Source organism: Mesorhizobium sp. M0698 (assembly GCF_040320455.1).
In the GTDB taxonomy this organism is placed as follows: Bacteria; Pseudomonadota; Alphaproteobacteria; order Rhizobiales; family Rhizobiaceae; genus Mesorhizobium.
Genome location: NZ_JAMYPQ010000001.1, coordinates 542,678 through 564,843, shown reverse-complemented (window position 1 = coordinate 564,843; position 22,166 = coordinate 542,678). Strand labels below are relative to the sequence as shown.

General features: G+C 62.8%; 17 protein-coding genes. 6 read left to right on the top strand and 11 right to left on the bottom strand.

Annotated elements, in window-relative coordinates:
• Positions 1–185: 185 nt before the first annotated feature.
• The 6 genes from NKI16_RS02830 to NKI16_RS02805 form a co-directional block, all read right to left on the bottom strand.
• Complete coding sequence (locus NKI16_RS02830; RefSeq protein ID WP_023676488.1) at positions 186–1,010, bottom strand: class I SAM-dependent methyltransferase; 825 nt, start codon at positions 1,008–1,010, stop codon at positions 186–188.
• A gap of 48 nt (positions 1,011–1,058) precedes the next feature.
• Positions 1,059–1,421 (bottom strand): hypothetical protein, encoded by a 363-nt coding sequence (locus NKI16_RS02825; protein ID WP_023676489.1) that lies wholly within the window; start codon positions 1,419–1,421, stop codon positions 1,059–1,061.
• A gap of 19 nt (positions 1,422–1,440) precedes the next feature.
• Entirely contained in the window at positions 1,441–1,773 is a 333-nt protein-coding gene (locus NKI16_RS02820) for a DUF6422 family protein (protein WP_352587685.1), read from the bottom strand.
• A 57-nt stretch (positions 1,774–1,830) separates the two neighbouring features.
• Entirely contained in the window at positions 1,831–3,210 is a 1,380-nt protein-coding gene (locus NKI16_RS02815; protein ID WP_023676490.1) for an aspartate aminotransferase family protein, read from the bottom strand.
• 240 nt (positions 3,211–3,450) lie between these two features.
• Positions 3,451–5,520 (bottom strand): prolyl oligopeptidase family serine peptidase, encoded by a 2,070-nt coding sequence (locus tag NKI16_RS02810; RefSeq protein WP_023676491.1) that lies wholly within the window; start codon positions 5,518–5,520, stop codon positions 3,451–3,453.
• 95 nt (positions 5,521–5,615) lie between these two features.
• A complete protein-coding gene (locus NKI16_RS02805; RefSeq protein ID WP_023676492.1) occupies positions 5,616–6,776 on the bottom strand; it encodes an MFS transporter in 1,161 nt (386 codons plus the stop codon).
• Positions 6,777–6,984: 208 nt separating this feature from the next.
• Between NKI16_RS02805 and NKI16_RS02800 the strand changes: the two genes are divergently transcribed.
• The 4 genes from NKI16_RS02800 to NKI16_RS02785 all read left to right on the top strand — a co-directional run bounded on the left by NKI16_RS02800 (position 6,985) and on the right by NKI16_RS02785 (position 14,294).
• Positions 6,985–8,562: a trimethylamine methyltransferase family protein gene (locus NKI16_RS02800; RefSeq protein WP_023676493.1), complete on the top strand. Its 1,578-nt coding sequence runs from the start codon at positions 6,985–6,987 to the stop codon at positions 8,560–8,562.
• A 132-nt stretch (positions 8,563–8,694) separates the two neighbouring features.
• Positions 8,695–11,292 (top strand): GcvT family protein, encoded by a 2,598-nt coding sequence (locus NKI16_RS02795; protein ID WP_023676494.1) that lies wholly within the window; start codon positions 8,695–8,697, stop codon positions 11,290–11,292.
• A gap of 88 nt (positions 11,293–11,380) precedes the next feature.
• Positions 11,381–12,958 (top strand): ArnT family glycosyltransferase, encoded by a 1,578-nt coding sequence (locus NKI16_RS02790; protein ID WP_023676495.1) that lies wholly within the window; start codon positions 11,381–11,383, stop codon positions 12,956–12,958.
• A gap of 25 nt (positions 12,959–12,983) precedes the next feature.
• A complete protein-coding gene (locus NKI16_RS02785) occupies positions 12,984–14,294 on the top strand; it encodes a M24 family metallopeptidase (RefSeq protein ID WP_023676496.1) in 1,311 nt (436 codons plus the stop codon).
• Positions 14,295–14,401: 107 nt separating this feature from the next.
• Here the strand turns inward: NKI16_RS02785 and NKI16_RS02780 are convergent, their stop codons facing one another.
• Positions 14,402–15,202: a phosphate/phosphite/phosphonate ABC transporter substrate-binding protein gene (locus NKI16_RS02780; RefSeq protein ID WP_023676497.1), complete on the bottom strand. Its 801-nt coding sequence runs from the start codon at positions 15,200–15,202 to the stop codon at positions 14,402–14,404.
• An 83-nt stretch (positions 15,203–15,285) separates the two neighbouring features.
• Complete coding sequence (locus tag NKI16_RS02775) at positions 15,286–16,296, bottom strand: fatty acid desaturase (RefSeq protein WP_031211723.1); 1,011 nt, start codon at positions 16,294–16,296, stop codon at positions 15,286–15,288.
• A 228-nt stretch (positions 16,297–16,524) separates the two neighbouring features.
• On the opposite strand from NKI16_RS02775, the gene NKI16_RS02770 reads away from it, so the two are divergent.
• Entirely contained in the window at positions 16,525–17,367 is an 843-nt protein-coding gene (locus NKI16_RS02770) for a helix-turn-helix domain-containing protein (protein ID WP_023676499.1), read from the top strand.
• An 88-nt stretch (positions 17,368–17,455) separates the two neighbouring features.
• Complete coding sequence (bmt, locus tag NKI16_RS02765; RefSeq protein WP_023676500.1) at positions 17,456–18,472, top strand: betaine--homocysteine S-methyltransferase; 1,017 nt, start codon at positions 17,456–17,458, stop codon at positions 18,470–18,472.
• 148 nt (positions 18,473–18,620) lie between these two features.
• Here bmt and NKI16_RS02760 read toward each other — a convergent pair whose 3' ends face one another.
• The 3 genes from NKI16_RS02760 to NKI16_RS02750 form a co-directional block, all read right to left on the bottom strand.
• Positions 18,621–20,738, bottom strand: coding sequence for a vWA domain-containing protein (locus NKI16_RS02760; RefSeq protein WP_023676501.1), 2,118 nt, complete (start codon positions 20,736–20,738; stop codon positions 18,621–18,623).
• A 2-nt stretch (positions 20,739–20,740) separates the two neighbouring features.
• Complete coding sequence (locus NKI16_RS02755) at positions 20,741–21,301, bottom strand: RNA polymerase sigma factor (protein WP_023676502.1); 561 nt, start codon at positions 21,299–21,301, stop codon at positions 20,741–20,743.
• A 68-nt stretch (positions 21,302–21,369) separates the two neighbouring features.
• Positions 21,370–22,125, bottom strand: a complete 756-nt coding sequence (locus NKI16_RS02750; RefSeq protein WP_023676503.1) for a dienelactone hydrolase family protein — start codon at positions 22,123–22,125, stop codon at positions 21,370–21,372.
• Between the last annotated feature and the right edge of the window lie 41 nt (positions 22,126–22,166).

The following is a 22,166-nucleotide window of genomic DNA, read 5'->3' as shown; positions in this document are numbered from 1 at the left end:
AAGCCGCGTTCCGATGGAGCGCGGTTTTTGCGTTTCGCATTCTTCAAGGACAATGAGGCGATCGCCCTGGCGCGTCTCCAGATGATCGTCGGCGTCGTGGCTGCTGTCCTGAGCTACGTCGACCCACAGGTGGTCGCGCCCCAACCCCCCAGCGCGTCGGTGCCATGGCTCATCGGTCAGCTACGCTACTTGCGTGCGAGCACGACGTGGGCCTCTTGGGGGAACATCAGCTCCCCTTCAGTTGAATAGATTGCCAGCGAAAAATTTAGATCACCGGTGATCGCTGCGATGACTGCTTCCCGATGTCCGGCATCCATTCCGCTGACCAGCCCGGCCTGCGGAGTCGCCGCCAATTGTAGTCGCACATATTCCCTTGACGAGGGAAATCGGATGTTCTGTGTCGTCGTGTGGATGGTCACCTGACGAAATCCCGCCTCGGCCACCAATCGGTAAAGCTCGTCCGCATCAGCGAGTGAATGCTCAGACCTTTTCGTTGCCGAAGCGCCTGGACCGAGTTGTCGATCCAAGGCATCCGCCAGCGCCTTCGCCGCAGGAGTGTGCTCAATAGCGCTGAAAACGTTTAAAGCCAGTCGGCCGTCAGGCACCAGAACCCGGAACATCTCACGGAGCGCACTAGATCGATCCGGAAAAAACTGCAGTCCGAGCTGGCAAAGAACCAGATCGAAGGCGGAGTCAGGGAACGGCATTTCGAGCGCGCTTCCCTCGTGCCAGTCGATACGCGCTCCAGCGCCTCTCGGGAGCGACCGAGCAACGGCGAGCATGCCCGTATTGATGTCGAGGCCGACGACCTGCCCACTTCCCATACGCTCGGCCGCCGAGCGTGCCACCACGCCGGTGCCGCAAGCTACGTCCAGAATCCGCTCACCAGATTGAGGCGCAGCACGATCCATCAGGTCCGCAGCCCACAGGGCTGTGATTGCCGGGACTAGGTAGCGCTCGTAGAGGTCGGCGGCGCTGCCTTCCAGCTGCCACTGCTCCTGTTTGGCCATAGTGTCCCTCCCGCACAACGATCTCGGGCAACGGGCCCGATCGGCGCTTCAGCAGCCATCATAAAGCGCGTGTCTGTCGACTAGCAACCGGGCAATGGAAACCGGCAGGGTGCTATTCTTCTCGTTCCGTATCACAACGGTCTTACACCATCCGCCCCAAGTAGAATCAAACTCACATTCCACTGTGCACTCCACGCGCGGCATCTCGCCAATATTTACGAGGCCGATATCCACGAGTTTGTAGCGAGCGATCGCCTTTGGATATTTCCTGAAAACACTCTCAATTTCTGACACGAAGCCCTTGTGCTCTTCTGGAACCGGCCTTTTGAAAGGTGTTTTGGCGTCCTGCGCAAGACATACAGTGATGACCGATTGCATAACCAAGGCTAGGATCAAAGAAATGGTGCGCATCAACTGTCTCCAATACGCCTTACGTGGAGAGATGTTTTGATGGTGGATGGCCGCAACTCCGGGACGGGGGGAAGGCCGTATCGAGGGTAGTCTGCGTCAAACATGGCCCACCATCGCCCGTGTAATCGTTGCACGGGCAGTTGCCGTGCGCCTCTATGTGCGCGTTGCAAGGGTTCCCGAACCCAAACCCATCATCAGGTAAAGTTACTCCCGCCCGCGCCAGTAGCGCCGCGGCTTCTTTCCGCGCGCTAATGATCAAGAACGCGGCCTTTTCCAGGGCTTCCGATTGTTCGCGCGTGAGACCTTCCCGAGACAGATATTTAAAGATCCTCGTCTGGCGAACTCTTCGCATGAAGCGGCATTCAATCTCCGGGCCCCCGATTACCGGGCGCCCGGCAAACGTTCCATCTTACCGCTTGCGCAAATCTGCTTGCGCCAGGTCGAGCGCCGTGGCGATGCGGTCGCAGGCCATGTCGATCGTCTCGCGCGTCCAGATCAGCGGCGGCGACAGGATCATCGTGTCGCCGGTAGCGCGCAGCATCATGCCCTGGACAATCGCGTGGTCGCGAACCATCACCGCCGCGCTGCCGGCCGGCAGGAAGCGCTCCTTGGTCACCTTGTCCTTGACGATCTCGATCGCCCCCATCAGCCCGAACGAGCGCACCTCGCCGACCAGATCGTGCCCACCGAGACGTTCCTGCAGGGCCCTGGCGAAGTAAGGCCCGGTGTCGTTCCTCACGCGCTCGACCAGGCCTTCGCGCTCGATGATCTCGAGGTTCTTCAGCGCCACCGCGCAGGCCACCGGATGCCCGGCATAGGTGTAGCCGTGATAGAATTCGCCGCCCTTTTCGACCAGCGTCGCCGCGATGCGGTCGCCGACCAGCAGCGCCGACAGCGGCTGATAGCCAGAGGTCAGCGCCTTGGCCGTGGTGATGGTGTCGGGCTCGACATCGAAGGCTTGTGCGGCGAACCACTCGCCTGTGCGGCCATATCCGGTGATGACCTCGTCCAGCATCAGCAGGACATCGTATTTGCGGCAGATGCGCTGCACCTCCGGCCAATAGCTCATCGGCGGGATCTTCACCCCGCCTGCCCCCATCACCGGCTCGCCGATGAAGGCGGCCACCTTGTCGGCGCCGGCTTCGAGGATCGCGTCCTCGACCGCTTTTGCCGCGCGCAGGCCGAAATCATGGTCGCTTTCGCCGGGCAGTGCGAGCTCATAGGCATAGGGCATCATCACATGGACGATGTTGGGCACGGCGCCGCCGAGCTGCTTGTGCATCAAATCCATGCCGCCGAGCGAGGCGCCGGCGATGGTCGAGCCGTGGTAGCCCATCTTGCGTGAGATGATGCGGTTCTTCTCGGGCCTGCCTTCCAGCACCCAATAGTGACGGACCAGGCGCAGCGCCGTGTCGTTGGCCTCCGAACCGGACGAGCCGTAGAACACCTGGTTGATGTGCCTTGGCGCGATCTCCGCCAGCTTTTTCGACAGCAGAACCGGCGTCGGCGTCGAGCATTTGAAGAAAGAGTTGTAGTAGGGCAATTCCTTCATCTGGGCGTAGGCGGCGTCGGCCAGCTCGTCGCGGCCATAGCCGACATTGACGCACCACAGCCCAGCCATGCCGTCGAGGATTTCCGTCCCTTCGGCATCATAGATGAACGGCCCGTTGGCGTGGGTGATGATGCGCGAGCCGGTCTCGCGCATCTCTTTGTGGTCGGTGAACGGATGAAGGTGATGCGCGGCATCGATCTGCTGAAGCTGCTTCAGCGAATAATTCTGGTAGGTCATGTCTGGTCTTTCCTCTTGAACCAATCCGGCAGCTTTCGCGCCGGGGCGGATTCGTCAGAGGACAGCGGGCGGCGAATAGCCGATGCGAGCGCAGAGCCGCAACAGCTCGGCGCGTAGCGTGCGCGACGACGGCGTCACCGCCACCCCAAATGCGCAACCCGATTTCGCCAGCCGAGCCATGCATGCACCTTAGGCTGCCTCGAGCCCTCAGTTCAAGCCGTGCCGGTCAAGCGACGCCGGTCAATTGGTGCCAGTCAGGGCCCGCTGCAGGAAGACGTACTTCATCGCCGCCTGTGCGGCCTGCGGCCGCCGGTCGCCGCGTCCGCCATGGCCGCCCTCGGTCTCCTCGAAGAACAGCGTCTTGCCGTGGCCGGCCGCCTGCAGCCGTGCCGCCATCTTGCGGGCATGCCCGGGATGGACGCGATCGTCGGCGGTCGAGGTCGTCAGCAACACCGGCGGATAGGCTGCATCCGTGTCTACATGCTGATAGGGCGAATAGGCGGCGAGCCAGGCTGCCTCTTCCGGCTTCGCCGGATCGCCATACTCGGCCATCCATGACGCGCCGGGCGGCAGCTCGGTGTAGCGCAGCATATCGAGCAGCGGCACGTCGATGATCACTGCACCGAACAATTCCGGGTGCTGGGTCAGCGAGACGCCGGTCAGCAAGCCACCATTCGATCCGCCCTGGATGCCCAGTGTGGCGGGCGTAGCGATGCCGCGTTTGACCAGATCTTGCGCGACGGCAGCGAAATCGTCGAAGGCATTCTGGCGATTGGCCTTGAGCGCCGCCTGGTGCCAGTTCGGGCCGAACTCGCCGCCGCCGCGGATGTTGGCCTGCACATAGGCATTGCCCTTCTCCAGCCACAGCCTGCCGCGTACGCCGGCATAGCCGGGCAGCAGCGGCACTTCGAAGCCGCCATAGCCGTAAAGCAATGTCGGCACGGGTCCATGCAAGTCGCGCCTCCTGACGACGAAGTACGGGATCATCGTGCCATCCTTCGAGCGCGCCTCGAACTGTTCGGAGACCAGGGACGACGCGTCGAAACGCGCCGGCTGCGACTTCACCGTTGCCAGCCCCGCGGCGTTGTCGTCCGACCAGATGATCGAGCTCGGCGTCAGGAAATCGGTGAAGGAGAAGGAGACGCTGGAACCGAAATGCTCGGCATGGCTGATGCCGACATTGCCGTTTTCGGGCAACGCCACGGGCTTGAACTCCCAGCCGCTGTCGCTGCGCTTGCCGGCGACGACCTTGCCGCGCACATTGTCCATCAAATTGATGAACAGCCGGTCCTGCGTGCGGGCAATGCCGGCGATCGAGACGCGGTGCGCCGGCTCGAGCACGGTATCGAGGGATCCGAATAGCCCGGTTTCGATCCAGCGCTCGAAATCGAGTGAATAGAGTCCGTCGGGCTTACACAGCGTGCCGTCCGGCGCAGTCCACGGGGTACGCACGCCAAAGACGAGCTGGCCTTTGAACAGCGCCGTATCGGTGACGTCGTCCGGCAACGGGATGCGCCTGTTTCCGCCGGAAGGCAGCCGCAGGAAGCTGTGCGAGGCGAAGAAGTCGATGGTCCGGGCGAGGAAGACATGACGCTTGTCGCCGTCGAATTCGACGGACCCGCCGGCGGCAAGATCCTGCTTCAGCGCCTCGAAGATCGGCATCGCCGCTTCCAGTGGCGTGCCGCGCCGCCAAAGCTTGACCACGCGCGGATAACCGGACTGGGTCTTGTCGTCCTCCTCGAAGGCGGCGGAAACGATAACCGTGTCCTCGTCCAGCCAGCTAAAGCTCGATTTCGAGGCAGGAGCGCGAAAGCCGCCATCGACGAACGATCTGCTTTCGATATCGAATTCGCGCATCTCGCTGGCATCGCCGCCATCCGGCGACAGGTTGAGCAGGCAGCGGCTGAAGTCGGGGTAGAGCCGGCTGGCGCCGCTGAACACCCATTTCACCCCCTCTTTCGCCGCCAGACTGTCGAAGTCGATGATCGTCTGCCATTCCGGCTTGTCGGTCTTGTAGGAGGCGACGGTGGTGCGCCGCCAGAGGCCGAGTACGTTCGTCCGGTCCTGCCAGAAATTATAGACATAGCCGTTGATAGCGGCCCCGACGGCGATGTTATCCTCGGCTGTCATCAGGTCGAGCGCCGTCTCGAACGACGTCTGATAGGACGGATCACCCTGCAGCTCCCCGACCGTAACTGCATTTTGGTGATGCACCCAGTCGAGCGCCTGCTTGCCCCTCCTGTCCTCAAGCCAGAGAAACGGGTCTTCGGCCGCCGAACCCGGCTGGCCCTTGGTATTCGATTTGGTCATGAGGTCTCCGGTTGAGTCGGGTGGCGACATAGCCAAGATCGACATGGGGCCGCTTACATTCAAGCCATTCGTCAGAAACGGCGGCTTTCTGGCATTCACACCATCCGTCTTCGAATGACCGTTACAACTGCCAGCGCCAGGCAAATGGCACCGAGCGTCATTGGCAGGCCGCCGGCGCCAACAACATCCATGGCGCTGCCCGCCAGCGGCGGCACGGCGATGCCGCCGACGCCCCACATCAGCGAGAAGGCGGCGTTGCCGGCGACCAGTGCCGAGCCGGTGAACCGCTCGCCGAGTTCAATGATCGACATCGTGTAAATGCCGTAGGAAACCGCGCCCCAGATGAAGACGCACGGCCAGATCAGCGGCGTCTCGATGAGAACCGGCAACAGAACGCATCCCAGCACCGTCATCGAAACACAGATGAACCGCACCAGCCGCGCCGTCAGTCGTTCCGCCAGCAGGCCGAGCGGCACCTGCATAGCGATGTTGCCGGCGATCATCACCGACAGCAGCGCCGACATGCGCGCTTCGGCGATGCCATAATGTGTTCCGTAGACCGGCAGCAAGGCGAGCACCGCCTGTTCGAAACCGGCGGCCACGATCACTGCCGATAACAGCAGCCACGCCTGCGGCACGAACCCCAGCACCGAAACGCGGTGCCCGCTCTCGTCGACCTTGGGCAGCCGTGCCAGCACCGAGGCGAGGCAGGCGCCGCAAAACAGGAATGCGGCGATGCCGACGAGGAACGGCGGCCATCCCTCGGTGCCGACCGCAAGCAGGCACAGCGGCCCCGCCGCAAAGCCCGCCGAAATGATGGTCGAATAGATGCCCATGACGCGGCCGCGGCGTGTCGGCGGCGCCAGTGCGATCACCCAGACTTCGCTCAGCACGTAGAGCGGGTTGGTGACGGCGCCGATCAAAAAGCGCAGAGGAAACCACAGATAGACATTTTGCGTCCAGCCGATCAGCGCCAGCACCAGCGCGGAAAGTGCCGCGCAAGTAAGCGCGGTGCGCCCTGCCCCGAAACGCCGCGCCAGCGCCGGAACCAGCGGCGACGAGACGATGAAGCCGATCGGCGTCATTGCCGCCGACAGGCCGATCATGGCCGGCGAAACGCCCTGGCGCTGCAGGATGAAGCTCAACAGCGGATAGCTCAGCCCTTGCGCGATGGCGAACACCGAGACGGTGGCGATCACGCCGGTGATCGCCGCCCATTGCACTGTCTCGCCGCTGTCCTGTTTCGCCCGGTCCATGATGCAGGACTAGCGTTTCGCTTTCATCGCGGTAAGCACCGGCAACGAAAACCGCTTGCGCCAGCCGGAAGAGATAAGAGCCTGACGATCCCTCCGGCTGCCCTTCAGGCATGTCGCTTCCCTCGTCCTAGTGGTCGCCGCCTCCGCAATGGCTGGCCGGCCGGCAGTCCATTATGCCGCCGCATTGCCGCAGCGTACGAGGACTATCATGACCGCCGCCCTTCAGCCCGCCGAACCTGCATTGGCAAACGACCGCGCCCGTCGCGGCGGCCGCGCGGGAAAGCGTGCCGGCGGATCGGCGGCGTTCGAGCAGCCGCCGTTTCGGCAGTTGAAGAACCCGCTGGCGCCGACCCGGCTGGTTTCCGACGACGAGCTGGAATCTATCCACCTCGCCTCTCTGCGCGTGCTGCGGGAAATCGGCGTCGACGTGCTGCATGACGAAGCCCGGCGCATCATGAAGGCGCATGGCGCCGATGTCCGCGAAGGCAGCGAGCGGGTGCGCTTCGACAGTGACATGATCCTGGAACTGGTTGCGCACTGCCCGCCGGAATTCACCATCCACGCCCGCAACCCGGCGCACAACGTGCGCTTCGGCGGCGATAATCTGATCATCTCGATGATGGCGTCGGCGCCCAATTGCTCCGACGTCGACCGCGGCCGCCGGCCGGGCAACCAGCAGGACTACCGCAACTTCCTCAAGCTTGCGCAGATGCACAACATATTGAACTGCACGGGCGGCTATCCGGTCGAGCCGATCGACATCCATCCGTCCGTCCGCCACCTTGAATGCATCCGTGACCTCGCCACGCTGACCGACAAGATGTTCCACATCTATTCGCTCGGCAAGGAGCGCAACGTCGACGGCATCGAGATCACCAGGATCGCACGTGGCATCAGCCATGAGCAGTTGCTTGCAGAGCCGTCGGTATTCACCATCATCAACACCAATTCGCCGCTCAAGCTCGACGTGCCGATGATGGAAGGCATCATCCAGATGTCGAGCAAGGGCCAGGTGGTCATCGTGACGCCGTTCACCCTGTCCGGCGCCATGGCGCCGGTGACGATTGCCGGCGCGCTGGTGCAGCAGAATGCCGAGGCGCTGTCCGGCATCGCCTTTGCGCAGATGGTGCGCAAGGGCGCGCCTGTCGGCTACGGCGGCTTCACCTCGAACGTCGATATGAAGTCCGGCGCGCCGGCCTTCGGCACGCCGGAATATATGAAGGCGCAGCTGGTCGGCGGGCAGCTCGCCCGCCGCTACAACATCCCCTACCGCACCTCCAACACCTGCGCCGCCAACACGGTCGATGCGCAGGCCGCCTATGAAAGCGTGTTCTCACTGTGGGGCGCCATCCAGGGCGGCGGCAATCTGATGATGCATGCGGCCGGCTGGCTGGAAGGCGGCCTGCGCTGCTCCTACGAGAAGACCATCCTCGACATAGACCTGTTGCAGATGGTCGCCGAGTTCCTGACGCCGCTCGATCTTTCCGAGGAAGCACTCGGTTTCGACGCCATACAGTCCGTCGGCCCCGGCGGCCATTTCTTCGGCACCCAGCACACGCAGGACCGCTACAAGACCGCGTTCTATGCGCCTATTATCTCGGACTGGCGCAATTTCGAGAGTTGGGCGGAGGCCGGGTCGCCGACGGCGCTCGAAAAGGCCAATCGCGTCTGGAAGGAACGGCTGGCCTCCTATGAAGAGCCTTACATGGATCCGGCAATCAGGGAGGAGCTCAACGCTTTCGTCGACAAGCGCCGGGCCGAAGGCGGCGCGCCGACCGATTTCTGATCATCTGATGAGTAGTCGACCCCCACTCCGTCTTGATGGCAGGCTGGCCGGAAACATCGCTGTATCCGATCTCCGCTTTGTTTTCGCGCCCCGCTCACTCGATTCAATCTCTTCAAAAACGGAATTATCTTCATGAAATCTCATGCAAAAGCGGTTGTCATCGGCGGCGGGGTCGTTGGCTGCTCGGTGCTCTATCATCTGGCCAAGGCTGGCTGGAACGACATCATGCTGATCGAGCGTTCGGAGCTCACTTCCGGCTCGTCCTGGCATGCGGCGGGCGGCTTCCATACGCTGAACGGCGATCCCAACGTCGCCAAGCTGCAGGCCTACACGGTGCAGCTTTACAAGGAGATCGAGGAGATTTCCGGCCAATCCTGCTCGCTGCACCTGACCGGCGGCGTGATGATGGCTGACACGCCCGAGCGCATGGACTTCTTGCGGCTCGCCCACGCCAAGGGCCGCTATCTCGGCATGGACACCGAACTGATCACGCCGTCCGAAGCCAAGGCGATGTTCCCGCTGATGGACGAGACGAATTTCGTCGGCGCCATGTGGGATCCAGTCGAGGGTCATCTCGACCCTTCCGGCACCACCCATGCCTATGCCAAGGCCGCCAGGAAGCTAGGCGCCGAGATCGTACTGCGCAACCGCGTCGTGGAACTGACGCAGGAGGTCGACGGCACCTGGAACGTCGTCACTGAGCAAGGCACAGTCAAAGCCGAGCATGTGGTTAACTGCGGCGGCCTGTGGGCGCGCGAGATCGGTCGCATGGTCGGCGTCGAACTGCCGGTGCTGGCCATGGAGCACATGTATCTCCTGACCGAGCCGATGCCGGAGGTCGAGGAATTCAACAAGTCGACCGGCCGCGAGATGATTGGCGTGCTCGATTTCAAGGGCGAGATCTATACCCGCCAGGAGCGCAACGGCATCCTGCTCGGCACCTATGAAAAGGCCTGCAAGCCGTGGTCGCCGGTCAGCACGCCCTGGGATTTCGGCCACGAGCTGCTGCAGCCAGACATCGACCGCATCGCGCCGTCGCTCGAGATCGGCTTCAAGCATTTCCCCGGCATCGAGAAGGCCGGCATCAAGCAGATCATCAACGGCCCCTTCACCTTCGCGCTGGACGGCAACCCGCTGGTCGGCCCGGTGCAGGGCCTGACCAATTTCTGGTGCGCCTGCGCCGTCATGGCCGGCTTCAGCCAGGGCGGCGGCGTCGGCCTGGCGCTGTCGAACTGGATGGTCCATGGCGACCCCGGCTTCGACGTCTGGGGCATGGACGTTGCGCGCTTCGGCGAATGGGCAACGCTGCGCTATACCAACGCAAAGGTCCGCGAAAATTATTCGCGCCGCTTCTCCATCCGCTTTCCCAACGAGGAATTACCGGCGGCAAGACCAGCGCAGACGACCCCGCTTTACGACACCATGCTCGCCAACAACGCCGTCATGGGCGACAGCTGGGGTCTCGAAACCCCGCTCTGGTTCGCGCCGAAAGGCTCGGAGCCGAAGGACGTCGTGTCCTTCCACCGCTCCAATGATTTCCGCCCGATCGGCGAGGAAGTGCGCGCCACCCGCGAGAGGGTCGGCGTCACCGAGATCGCCAACTTCGCCAAATACGAAGTCTCCGGGCCAGGGGCCGAGGACTTCCTCAACCGTCTGATGACCAATCGCATGCCGAAGACCGGCCGCATCGTGCTGACGCCCATGCTGAACGAGTTCGGCCGGCTGATCGGGGACTTCACCATTGCCAAGGCGGGCCCAAGGGGTGGGGAAGACCGCTTCATGATATGGGGTTCTTCGGCAGCGCAAAAATACCACATGCGCTGGTTCGAGAAGCATCTGCCGAAGGACGGTCCAAGGGCGTCAGAGGTGCGCATCCACCGCTTCGACCAGACGCTGGTCGGGTTGTCGATCGCCGGGCCGAAATCCCGCGACCTGCTGCAGAAACTGGTCGATGTCGACATCTCGACCAAGGCCTTCCGCTTCATGGATTTCCGCGAGATGGCGGTCGGCGGAGCGCCCTGCATGGTCAACCGGATCACCTACACCGGCGACCTCGGCTATGAGATCTGGATGGCGCCTGCCTACCAGCGCCTGGTCTACAAGGCAATCAAGGAGGCTGGCGAAGAGTTTGGCCTTGTCGATTTCGGCATGCGGGCTTTGCTCTCGATGCGCCTTGAGAAGAACTTCCCGACCTGGTTCCGCGAGTTACGTCCGATCTACGGACCGTTCGAAGGCTCGATGGACCGCTTCATCAAGCTAGAGAAGAACGACTTCATCGGCCGGGAAGCAGCGGCCAAGGAACAGGCAGAAGGGCCGAAACTGCGCCGTGTCTCCTTCATCGTCGATGCCGCGGATGCAGACGTCATGGGCGACGAGCCGATCTGGGCCAAGGTCGGCGGCAAGGATTACGGCACCGTGGAAAAGCCGCATGGCTATGGCGCGCCGCGCTTCGACGCGGGCGGCAAGGAAGTGCGCGGCTCGAACGCCGCCGAAGGCGCGTCTGCCGTGCGCGGCATTGTCGACGGCGACTGGCGCGTGGTCGGCTGGGTCACCTCCGGCGGCTATGCGCATTATGTCGAGAAGTCGATGGCGCAAGGCTATGTACCGGCAGCGCTTGCCGAGAACGAGAGCGCCGGGCTGTTCGAGATCGAAATCCTCGGGCACCGGCGTCCCGCACGCATCAATGTCGAGCCGCCCTTCGACCCGAGCGGCGAAAAGATGAGGACGTAGGCGCAGCCAGCCGGTCGCATTGTGCGGAGCATACTCTTCATGCTAGCGCAGCCGGCAACACTCTGCTGGCAAGGGCGATGAGATTTCATTGAAGTACAATCTGAGATGGGCCGAGTGGCTGGCCGAGGGACGGATCGGCCCCTTCCCGGCGGCGATCGTCATGGTCGCGGCTTATTTTGCCTTGCAGACCATCATACTGTCCCTGTTGAGCTCTTGGGCGGGAACCGGCGTCGGCATCGATGATGCGGAGCAACTGATCTATGTTCCGCATCTCTGGGCTGGATATGGCGGCTCGCAACCACCTCTCTACACCTGGATCAACTGGCTGGCCGCGCATGTTTTCGGCACCAGTATCTTCACGCTGAAGCTCGTCAAATACTCCGTGCTGTTCCTTGCCGCCTGCAGCGTGTTCGCCGCCATGCGGCGGTTCGGCTACACCAAGGCGACAGCGGCGGCGGCCATGTTCGGCCTGTTTACGATCCCGCAGATCGTCTGGGAATCGCAGCGCGCCTTGTCGCATTCCGTCGCCGTCGTCGGCTTCTGCTCGCTGCTCCTGCTGGCCATGGCCTATCTTCTCGAGCGGCGAAGCATGATCGCCTATGCGGCGTTTGGCCTGGCTACCGCGGCGGCAATTCTTGCCAAATATAATGATGTCTTCCTCGTGGTGGCCCTTGTTGCGGCCGTGCTGTCGCTGCGCGAATGGCGCGGCGCGATCCTCGATCCGAAGTTCGCCATCAGCATAGCAGTCGCGATATTGGTGCTGGCGCCAACCACCTATTGGAGCCTCATGCATCCCGCCGATTTATTGTCGAGAGGCGAGAAGTTCGGAATAGACGCGCAACAAGGGCGCGTGGCGGCGGCCTTTGTCGGCGCCGGCAAGTTTATCATGGGCACCTTCAATTTCGCGGTCTTGCCCGTTCTCGTTTCCGCCCTCACTTTCTGGCTGGCGAAGTTCCGTTTCTCCGAGCGGCACCCGAAAGGTCCGGCAAGGGAAATTCTGTTGTGGCGTACTTTGGCGCTCGGCTTGGCCATGCTGGCAATACTTGTACTTGCCACCGGCGTGACGGTGGTCAAGGACCGCTGGCTGCTGCCCGTCCTGTTCATCTTGCCGCTGGCCATCGTCGCTACAATGGAACGGCTGGCGCCGCGGGGCAGGAATGCGCAGCTTCTGGTGATCGCGGCTGGAGCGATCATCGCCGTGCTGCTCGCGCCCGCCACCTGGTACGTCCAGATAAACGGGACCAGTGGCCTCTCGCGGATGATCCGCGTGGATTACCCCGCCCTCTATCGCCAGCTGACTGCGGACGGACCGGTCAAAACCGCAATATCTGATGGTGCATGGGTCGGAAACCTGCGGTTGGTCGACGAAAAACTGGTCGCACTTGACCAGGAAGTGCCTAATTTCGAAACGCTGATGCAGGAGCCAGCCGTACTCGTCTGGCTTGACCGAGACGATCCGCGGCCGGTCATTTTGGAGCAGCTCAAAGCGGCCGGCTATGAGCCGGACGGCCAACCACGGCAAATGATGGTTCCGCTGTTGCGCGGCACCGGCAAGTCCGCCCGGGCCGGCGCCTATGTAAGATTGAAGAGAATGGCGGTGGGAGAAGCCACGGCGCCTAAGGAAGGCGTTAGCGGAGGAGCCGAGGGTGGACAGGAACCCGACTGACCGGCCCCGTCATCACCGCAAGATCATGCCGTTCGAGCCCGACGGCTCGAATGATGCGCTGCACAAAAAATCGCGGCTGAAGGCCGCTGAACTCAACCAGCATGCGCTGGGCTATGGAGCGCTGGCGGAAGCCGAATGGCAGGCGGCGGGCATTGCTGCTCCTAACCTGCCCGCCATGCGCCGATACCGGCTCGAGCGCATCCGCGCCGAGCTGAAGCGCCGCGACTATGCGGGAGCCCTGCTCTACGATCCGGTCAACATCCGCTATGCCACCGACGCAACCAACATGCAGCTCTGGGTCGCACACAATCGGACCAGGCATTGTTTCGTTGCCACCGATGGCCCGGTGGTGCTGTTCGACTATTTCTCCTGCGAGCACCTTTCCGATCATTCCGGCGTCGTCGACGAGGTGCGGCCGGCGGTGTCGTGGGCTTATCTGTACAGCGGCGAGCTGACCGGAAAAGTCCGCCGCTGGGCAGCCGGCATCGCCGACCTGGTATTGGAACATGGCGGCGGCAATCGCCGTATCGCCGTCGACCATATCAATCCCGAGGGCATCGAAGAGCTCGCCCGTCTCGGCATCTCGACCGGCAATGGCGAGGCGGTGATGGAAAATGCGCGGCTGATAAAATCACCCGACGAGATCCTTGCCATGCGCCGGGCGATCGCCGCTTGCGAGGCGGCAATGGGCGAGATGGAGAAGGCGCTGAGGCCTGGCATCTCCGAGAACGAATTGTGGGCCGAACTCCATCGCGGCAACATCGCGCGCGGCGGCGAATGGATCGAAACCCGGCTCCTGTCGTCGGGTCCGCGCACCAATCCATGGTTCCAGGAGTGTTCGTCGCGGACGATCGAGGCCGGCGAGCTCGTCGCTTTCGACACCGACCTGATCGGTCCTTACGGCTTCTGCGCCGACCTTTCGCGCACCTGGCTTTGCGGTGACGCGCCGCCGTCGCATGAGCAGCGCGACCTGTTCCGCATCGCCGCCGACCAGATCGCCCACAACACGGAGCTGATGCGGTCGGGCATATCGTTCCGCGACCTCGTCGAGGGCTCGTCAGTGCCACCGGGAGACTGCTTCCCGGCCCGTTACGGGGTGCTCTATCACGGCGTCGGCCTTGCCGACGAATACCCGACTTTGCCGCATGCTAGCGACTGGACCGACGACACACCGGACGGAGTGCTCGAACCTGGCATGGTGCTGTGCGTCGAGAGCTATATCGGTCGGCTTGGCGGCTACGAAGGCGTCAAGATCGAAGAACAGATCCTGATCACTGAAACCGGCAACGAGAAGCTTTCGACCTACCCGCTCGACAATCGGCTGCTTGGCGGCTGAGCGACGCTAGCATGTCGCGCAAAAGTGTGCAGCGGCTTTGCGATAACGACATGCATAAAACAAGAATCTAAAGCGCGTCGCATGAGGCCGACCGAACGCGACGCGCTTTACGTGAGCGCTGCGATCGCCTCGCGCATCGCGGCGACGATCGTTTCCGGCGTCGTCCTGGCGGTGATGAACGGCAAGCCTTTGCGCCGCCTTGTCCAGCCGACGACCGTCACCTTCTGCGCCGCCGGCTCGAAACGCTGCGCCAGCGCCCAGCTCTCGCAATCGATCGCCGCGACGTCCGCCCTGCCCTCGGCAACGGCAACGATCGAAGCACGGTGCCCACAGCTTTCGCTCAGCGCGGAAAAGATATCCAAACTCTCGCCCAATGCTTGCAGGTCGCGGGCTGGCGCGATGATGCCCGACATGGAATCGAGGCTGTTGAAGGTGAAGCGCTTGCTGCGAAGCTGATCGAGCGGAATGACGGCACCGCCGTCGGCCGGCGCCCTTGCCGGCGGTGCCTCGCCCGCCCTCATGACGATGGCGCTCGAATAGAGTTCGCCCTGTCCACCCTCGAAGGCGTCGTAACGCGGCTGGCCGACGAGCTGGACACGCTGCGACAGGCCGAGTTCCATCGGTCCCCAGCAGGTTTGCGCAAAGAGCAGCGCCGGATGCAGCCAGAGCTGGTGAAAATCCAGTTCGTCCGGCGGCAATGTCGCCGGATCGGGCGCGATGGGTTTTCCCTGATCATCGCGAATACCGCCAGGCACGGGGGGCAAATCGCCGGTGCGGCGGATGATCGTCTCCGGCGCATCGATGCCTTTTTGTCTGAAAGCATCGCGCAGCCGCGCCCATTGCGCGTCGACATCGTCCCGCGCTTCCGGCCAGTCGTACATCGGCAAAGCCGCAATGAATTCGCTCATGCCGGGATTTGACCGTTATGCGGGGAAATTGACAAGGTCAGGAAAGCGTCGTCCGCGCGGCACCGCCTGCAACAACGCAAGAATCATTCTTTCGGCGGCTCGGCGGGTACCGGTGCGCTGCCAAGCCCATTGAGGCTGCGTGCCCTGACGCGCGGCTTGAATGCGCGTCCTGGTTCCGGCATGCGCCGCAGCACGGGATGGACGACCGGCTCCTTCGCCTTGAAGGCATAGGCCTTGAGCAGCGCGAAATAGTTCGGATAGGCGTAGCCATTGTTCATCCGCAGCCATTCGTCACGGCGGTCGCGAAACACCTTCGGCAGCCTGTACCAGGCCACCGTCGGGCTCTTGTGATGGACGAAATGCAGATTGTTGTTGAGGAACAGGAAGGACAGCGGCGAGCGCTCGACGATGATCGTGCGGCCTTCCGGATGTTCAGACCATTGGTGCTCGGCGTAGGTGCGGATCGAAATCAGCGATTGTCCCAGCCATACCGGCACCAGAACGTAAAGCCACAACGGCATGCCGAAGCCGAACTGCACGATGGGCAGCACCACGACGAGGCCGATCGCATGCAGCAGCCATGCCTTGCGGATGGAATTGTCGCCCGCGGCAACCTGCCTGGCGTCGTCGATGAAAAAGCCGATGCAGGAAAGCCACGGGCCTAGCACCAAACGCCCGATCATCGTGTTGTTGACCTTCAGCAGGAATTTCATCGCCGACGGCAGCTCCTCGTGCTGCCAGAGAGCCTTGTAATAGCTTTCGGGATCGTCGAGCGGATCGGTCAGGCGCTCGTCTGCATGGTGGCGCAGATGAATGGTCTTGAATCGGCGAAACGGCCAGACAAGGCCAATCGGCAGGAACACAAAGGCTTCGTTGAGCCGCGCATTCCGGGTTGGGTGGCCGTGCAGGACCTCGTGCATCAGCGAGGATTGCAGCGCCGCAATCAGGGTCAGAAAGGCGAGTGCCAGCAGCGGGTAGGATGGCCAGAGCAGGAAGCCGGTAGCGAGCCAGCCGCCGTAGCAGAGAAGTGCGAGAAATACGGTCGGCCATTCGATGCCCGCTGCGCCGTGTCGCCTGTTGCCCATGCTCGTCATGCTATCGACCACTGCCTTCCAGTCGCCGGAACCCGTTTGATTCCTGACAGCATTGTGTCAGGAGCGTTGCATCGCTGCAACGCGATAAGGCGCACAAACTGTTGCGATTGCGCATTTTCAGCTGCAGATGTTATCTATTGTAAACAAGCTCGTAGATTCATTTGCGCTCGAAACGCCATGTAGAGCGCTTCGGCGCAAAATTTTGCTCACGTCAGGGAGAGTAGAGATTTGGACAAGCGCGACCTGTCGACGATCTTTCGCGAGCGCCTGAAAATGCTCTTGACAAGGTCCGATTTGAACCAGTCGGCCTTCGCCGCCGCGGTTGGCATCGACCGTTCGGCACTGTCGCAGCTGCTCTCCGGCGCCTCGACCCGCCTTCCCCGCGCCGAAACGCTGCTCAACATCGCCGCCGAATTCAAAGTCTCGCTCGACTGGTTGCTCGGCCTCAGCCACGACGAGGGTGTTACCGGCGAAATCCGCGAGAGCCTTGAGATCGAGGAGGCGCCGGACGGCTTCGACCGCACGCTGCTGGCTCGCTGGCATGCCGAGGCGGCGGGAACGAAAATCCGCTACGTGCCGGCCGGCATTCCCGATCTTCTGCGCACCGAGGCGCTTGTCGACTACGAAGCCGTCATCGCCAACAAGAGCCGCGAGGCACAGGCCGGCGAAACGCAGTACCGCATCGACTACAACCGACGGCCCGAAACCGACATGGAAGTCTGTATGCCGCGCCACACGCTGGAGATCTTCGCGCGTGGGCTGGGCGTGTGGGACCGCTTTCCGGAGGCCGACCGCCACCAGCAGCTCCTCCACATGGCGACGCTGCTCGACGACCTCTATCCCACCTTCCGCCTGTTTCTCTATGACGGGCGGATGCGCTATTCGATCCCCTACACCATCTTCGGGCCCTATCGCGCCGCCATTTACGTCGGCGACATGTATCTGGTGCTGAACGCCACGCAGCCGATCCGCACCCTGACCAGCCATTTCGACAATCTGATCCGTGCCGCGGACGTCAACGCGCATGAAGCGGCCAGCTTCACACGAAAGCTGGCGGAGATGCAATTTTGACCGGTTGCTCTACGTGCCGACATTGACGGCACATAAAGAATTCTTTATATCCTTATCTCAGTTATTCTTCCGGGAAGGCGTATTTCACATGACCAATCCGATCGACGCTCTGCTTGCCGAAAAGGGCGTCCTGCTCGCCGATGGCGCCACCGGCACCAATCTGTTCGCCATGGGCCTTGAGGCCGGAGAGGCTCCCGAGCTCTTGAACGAGACCGCGCCCGACACCATCACCAGCCTGCACCAGAACTTTGTCGATGCCGGCGCCGACATCATCCTGACCAACTCTTTTGGCGGCACCTGCCATCGGCTCAAGCTGCACCACGCGCAGGACCGCGTCTATGCGCTGAACAAGCGCGCGGCCGAGATCGCAAGCGCCGTCGCCGGCAACGCTGGCCGCAAGGTGATCGTGGCCGGCTCCGTTGGCCCGACCGGCGAGCTGCTGGTGCCGCTCGGCGCCATGACCTATGACGAGGCGGTCGAAGCCTTTGCCGAGCAGATTGAGGGGCTGAAGGCCGGCGGCGCCGAAGTCGCCTGGATCGAAACCATGTCGGCGCCTGACGAAATCCGCGCCGCCGCCGAAGCCGCCATCCGCGTCGGCCTGCCCTATACCTATACCGGCTCCTTCGACACCGCCGGCCGCACCATGATGGGACTGCTGCCGAAGGACATCCACGGCGTCGTCGACGGCCTGTCGCAGACACCGCTCGGTGTCGGCGCCAATTGCGGTGTCGGCGCCTCCGACATTCTCGCTTCGCTGCTCGACATGACCGAGGCGAAGCCGGAAGCAACGGTGATCGTCAAGGGCAATTGCGGCATTCCCGAATTTCGCGGTGCCGAGATCTACTATTCCGGCACACCCGAGCTGATGGCCGACTATGTGCGCCTCGCCGTCGATGCCGGCGCCAAAATCGTCGGCGGCTGCTGCGGCACCTCGTTCCAGCACCTCGCCGCCATGCGCAAGGCGCTCGATGCGCACACCAAGTCGGATCGCCCGACCGTCGAGCAGATCGTCGAACGCATCGGCCCGATGCGCAACAAGCAGGCTACGGTCAACGTCGCCGAGACCAGCGAAGCCCGCCGCGAGCGGCGCCGCGGACGCGCCTGACGCTTTCGTCTGCGACATGGTCCGCGCGAAGCAGTGCGGCCGCGAAAAAAGGCCGGCAAGGTTTCCCTCGCCGGCCTGCCTCACCCGCCCGTAGGCCGGCTCCCCCTATCAGAACGATCCCATCTGAAGAAACCGGCCGTCATTGCCACTACCGGTTACCGCCGAGCGCCGAGGCAAGGCGCACAAGCGAGAGGAACTCGGACCGGTATCCAAACGGGTCGGCTCCTCTGGCGGCGGTGGCAATCTGCATGATCTTGTCGTAGCCGAACTTCGCGGTCGCATCCTCGTCGCGCAGCTTCTGGCCGAAGGCAGCAACGGCAACGGAGAAACGCTGGTCGGTGCTGGCCTGGTCGAACGACGCCACCTCGTTGGTTGACGTTACCGGCGTGGTGATCAGCTTCGAGGTGTCCTCGTTCGGCAGCTTGTAACGGATCTTGACGAAAGCATATTCGTCGGCATTGGCGACACCGCCATTGTTCACCGAGGCCTGGCCGTAGCGCAGCTGGTCGATCTGTTCGCCGCCGCTGCCCTTAGGCGTGATCTCGTAGATCGCGGTGACTGAATGACCTGAGCCGATCTCGCCGGCATCGACCCGGTCATTGTTGAAATCCTCTCGGTTCAAGGCGCGGGTTTCGTAGCCAATCAGCCGGTACTCCGAGACCTTGTTCGGGTTGAACTCGACCTGGATCTTCACGTCCTTGGCGATGGTGAACAGTGTCGAGGAGGCATCCTCGACCAGCACCTTCTCGGCCTCCGCCAACGTATCGATGTAGGCAGCAGTGCCATTGCCGTTCTGGGCGATGGTCTGCATCATCTGGTCGTTCAGATTGTCGCGGCCGAAGCCGAACACCGACAGGAATACGCCTGTCTTGCGCTCCTTTTCGATCAGCCGCTTCAGGTCGTCGTCGTCGGTCTGGCCGACATTGAAGTCGCCATCGGTGGCGAGCATCACCCGATTGATGCCGTCCTTGACGAAGGATTTCTGCGCCAGCCTGTAGGCTTCCTTGATGCCGGCCTCGCCTGCCGTCGAGCCGCCGGATGTCAGATTGTCGATGGCAGCGAGGATCTTGTCCTTTTCCGAAGCCTTGGTGGGTTCCAGCACGGTACCGGCATCGCCCGCATAGGTGACGATCGAGACGGTGTCGTCAGGTCTCAGCTTGTTGACAAGCAGCCGGAAGGCCGACTGCAGGAGCGGCAGCTTGTCCTGCTCGTTCATCGAGCCCGACACATCGATCAGGAAGACCAGATTGGCCCTGGGCTGCTCGGCCGGCTTCACGTCGAAACCCTTGATTGCGACATGCATCAGCCTGGTGTGCTCGTTCCACGGCGTCGGCATGACGCTGACGGTCGAGTGGAACGGCGTCGAGGCGGAGTCCGGTCCCTTCCAGGCATAAGGGAAGTAGTTGATCATCTCCTCGACGCGAACCGTGTCGGCCTGCGGGATAAAGCCTTCCTTCAGCGAGCGCCGGACGAAGGAATAGGAAGCGGTGTCGACATCGATCGAGAAGGTCGAGACCGGGTCTTCAAGTGCGGCATGCACCGGGTTGGTCTTGAAATTCTCGACGCGGTCGCGGTTTTCCTCTTGCGGCAGCATCTGGTCGGCCGGCGCAGCGGCGGGCTGCTGTGCCATCAGCTTGGGCTCGGCAACCGTGCCAGGCACGCGTCCGACCCGCGCGCCGCCATCGACTGCCGGAGCCGCGGAGCTTGCACCCCCATCCAACGCGAACTCGCCGCTCTGCGCCGGTTCGGGTGCATTGCGGCTGAGCACATCCTGCTGCGTCAGCCCGCCGACCGCGGTCGATTCCGCCTTCGGCGGCGATGTCGGCGCCACAAGCGCCTCGCCGGTGTCGCGGCTTTCACTGTCGGCGTCCGCCTTCTTCTGCTTGTCCGCTTCGGCAACGACCGGCGGTTTGACGGTCGCCGGTTTGTCAGCCAGCGTTTCGGTGATCTTATCCCCGCCGAATTCGGGCCCGCCGAATTTGGATTCCCCCAGCATATAAATGGTAGCGTATCCGGCGATCGGCAGGGCAACGAGCCCGGCAATGGCCGGCGTGGCGAAGAGTTTCTTTTGCATGATTTCGCTCCAGAGCCTTTGTGCTCGCTCTGTGAGACGAAGCCCGCTCACCGATCCTTGGGCGCCCGGCAAAGTTTTTTCTTCCATGTCATAGGCGCGCAGCGCGGCCTGGAGGGCACGCGCCTTTGCGTCCGCGTCCGGCGCCGGTGCTGCGATGTCGCGCAGTCTGTTCAGTTCGTTGTCGTCGACCATGGTCACACTTCCCCGGCTGAACGCATCAGCGTCTTCAGCCGTTTCTTCGCTTCATGGATGTGCCAGGAAACCGTCGTCTCCGAGATCGCCATCGCCTCGGCGGCGGCGGCGTGGCTCAGCCCTTCGCCATAAACCAGCAGCACCGCATCGCGCTGCTTGTCCGGCAGCTTGCGCACCGCTGCCCAGAGCGTCTCGGCCGGGTCTTCCGGCTCAGCCGAGATTTCCCCCGAAATCAGCGCATAGGCGCCATAGGCCTCGGTCTTGACCGTCTCGCGGGCGGTCTTGCGCATCATGTCGCGCGCCGCATTCAGCGTCATGGTGTAGAGCCACGTCGTGAAGGCACCGCTGCCGTGATAGTCGCGGATCGCCCGCCCGAGCCGGACGCAGACTTCCTGGGCGATGTCCTCGGCGTCGGCCTTTTTCCCGCACCAACGATAGGCGGCGCGATAGACGAAACCATAGTGCCTTTCGAGCAACTTGCCGAAAGCACCCCGGTCTCCGCCCTTCGCCCGTCCGATCAGTTCGGCGTCGGAGGCTTCGCTTTCGTCCAGCATCATCGCCATCATTTGCCTGTTGGACGAAGGCTAATGGCGGTTCCTTGGGGCGATGGAAAGAATTTTTTGGCGGGCGGTCACGTCGTAATGGTTGGCGTGCCTTGGCCGAGCGTCTCCGCAAACAGCGTCGTCAGCCGCTTCCAGTGGCGTTCGGCGCCGGCTGCATCGAAGGCACTATGGTCCGGCATGCACCAGCCATGCGCCATGCCGGCATAGTTCTCTATGACATGATCGACCTCGGCGGCGCGCAGTGTTTCGGCCAGCCGCGCCGATTGCTCCGGCGGAAAGCTGCGGTCCACACCGGCAGTGCCGATATAGACCCTTGCCTTGACCGAGGCGGCCTTCCGATGCGGACTGTCGGCTGCGTCACCAGCCAGATTGCCGCCGTGAAAAGTGGCCGCGGCGGCGATGCGATCGGGATAGCTGGCCGCCGCGTTCAGCGCCCGCGCTCCGCCCATGCAATAGCCGACAATGCCGACCGGCCCGGTTAGGCCCTGGGCAGCGAGCACATCGAGGAAAGCGCCGCTGTCGCGGATCGTCATCTCCTGGGTCGTGCCGCCCAGGAGACCTGTGATGGCGGCCTTGCTCCTCTCGTCGCCGAACGCAGTCTTGGGATCGAACGGACCGTAGGGCGCATTGCGGTAAAAAAGGTCCGGCACAAGCACCGCATAGCCCTCGCCCGTAAGCCGCTCCGCCATCTGATCAAGCGCCGGTCGCGGACCGAAAACGTCCATGTAGAGGATGATCGCTGCCTTGGCTGGGGCCGCCGAACGGTACAGCCGGGCCTTGGCAATGCCGTCGCTTGTCTTGATCTGCATCGCTTGCGTGGCCATCATCCGCTCCGTTGATCTGACGTGCGATAGATACCCGCGGT